This is a genomic window from Carnobacterium sp. (assembly GCF_032094055.1).
Taxonomy (GTDB): Bacteria; Bacillota; Bacilli; order Lactobacillales; family Carnobacteriaceae; genus Carnobacterium_A.
Genome location: NZ_DAMDAK010000024.1, coordinates 26416 through 28290, shown reverse-complemented (window position 1 = coordinate 28290; position 1875 = coordinate 26416). Strand labels below are relative to the sequence as shown.

The 1875-nt window shown below is 35.6% G+C and carries 2 protein-coding genes; both read left to right on the top strand.

What is annotated here, in order from left to right; translation table 11 throughout:
- The first annotated feature begins 278 nt into the window (after positions 1–278).
- Positions 279–833, top strand: coding sequence for a lysozyme family protein (locus RT405_RS05570; protein ID WP_313468270.1), 555 nt, complete (start codon positions 279–281; stop codon positions 831–833).
- A 186-nt stretch (positions 834–1019) separates the two neighbouring features.
- Positions 1020–1835: an SGNH/GDSL hydrolase family protein gene (locus tag RT405_RS05565; protein WP_313468269.1), complete on the top strand. Its 816-nt coding sequence runs from the start codon at positions 1020–1022 to the stop codon at positions 1833–1835.
- Positions 1836–1875: the final 40 nt, after the last annotated feature.

The following is a 1875-nucleotide window of genomic DNA, read 5'->3' as shown; positions in this document are numbered from 1 at the left end:
AAATAACCTCGTGTTTATACAGATTGTTAATTGTATAAATAAGGGGTTATTTTTTTGCATACAAATGAAGTTAAATAGTATGAAATATACACAGAAGCATTGAAAGAAAAACTAAGTATCTAACTTATTCAGAGAACGTAAATGAATGTATAGCTTCTTTTCATCACATGCTAAAACGTGTTTCATTTATTATTAAAAATAATGGTTTTGTTCATTTTTTATCAAACAAAATTGTGTTAAAATAGAGACTATTGAAAAAGCAAGGCAGGTGAGACAACATGAAGCAAAAGAATAGAAAAAAGAATACTAAAAAACGAATCATTGTTTTGAGCTCTGTTCTTTTTGTTATCGCTCTGTTTTCCTGGTTGTTTTTCTCGCTGGGATCGATTCCTTTGTCTGTTCAGATATGGAAACCGCTTGTTAAAGAAGAGCTGAAAAAATACGACTTAGAAGAATACACGCCAGTCGTGCTGGCTATTATCGCTCAAGAGTCGGGCGGCAAAAAATTAGATGTGATGCAATCTAGCGAATCGATCGAGTTGCCGCCAAACACCATTAAAAATCCGCTTCATAGCATCAAAACGGGCATCCATTATTTTAAACAAAATATTGAGCGGATGGAGCAAACCGATGTTGATTTGGATACAGCGATTCAAAGTTATAATTACGGTTTAGGGTACATTGACTATGTCAAAGAAAACGGCGGACAACATACAGCAGAGTTGGCTGAGCAGTTTTCAAAAGACTGGGCAGAAAAGATGGGTTGGCCTAGTTATGGCGACTCTGAATATGCGTATAAAATCAATCACTATAGAACGAAATTAACTGAATAAGTATCAAAAAAATCTTTATCTCAACTAAATGGGATGAGGATTTTTTTCTTTTAAGTGAATGAGTTATGCTGCAGAAAGTAAGGTAGTTCTCGGAAAACGATTGTATAAAAAAGTCGAAATTTTGCCTTATTTTACAGCTTGAAAACATGGTATACTGCATGAACTAACAGTTGGAGGCTATTTAAAATGACACTAAACAATAGATTAAAGCGAAAGAATGTAAGCATTGGCGTCAGTATTCTTTTAGTTTCTATTTTTATGTTCTTTTTCAGTGTTTCTCAAGAAAATAAAACCTTGGCCCAAATGGACAAAAACTATCAATCATCTGATACATATAAAAAAGAGAGTTTGTTAGACCGTGCAAGATTTGTGACAGAAAGAGATGGAGAAGCGACTATCGTTGTGCTGGGCAGCAGTGTAACATTTGGAAAAGGCGCTACTGAGGAACAGCCGGTGTGGGGAAATTTACTGGAAACAAATTTGAATGAAGTGGATGGAATCAAAGCAAAGGTTATTAATCGCGGTTACAGCGGATATAGTACTGCCGATTTGATTTCGAAGAATAAAATTGAAGCAGTGATCAAGGATAAACCGGATATCATTCTTTTTGAATTGTGTTTGATCAATAACAACCGTTACCCGCAAAATGAAGTCAGTCAAACAAAATCAGATATTCAACTCATTATGGATACGTTCAATAAACAGTTGCCGGGAACTTTGGTCATCTTGCAAACTGCCAATCCGACCATTTATAATAATGTGTTTTTAGATCAAGGAAAAGTGACTTATGGGCAATACAATGATGAAATCGCTGAATATGTCAGAGCCAATCAATGGCCTTTTATTGATACGTATCAATTGATGTTGGATAGCATGAATGAGCAGCACCTGACCACAAAAGACGTGTTGTCCGATCACGTACATCCCAATGGCGACGGCTACAGTATGTGGTTTAAAGTGTTGAAAAATCAGTTGGATGTGCCAGTTAAGATGCTGCACTAGCAACACCACTATATTATGAAAGTCTCAAGAATATAAATTC

Bases quoted from the DNA above. Each gene is read 5' to 3' on its own strand.
- RT405_RS05570 (WP_313468270.1), top strand. From the start codon at position 279: ATGAAGCAAAAGAATAGAAAAAAGAATACTAAAAAACGAATCATTGTT.
- RT405_RS05565 (WP_313468269.1), top strand. From the start codon at position 1,020: ATGACACTAAACAATAGATTAAAGCGAAAGAATGTAAGCATTGGCGTC.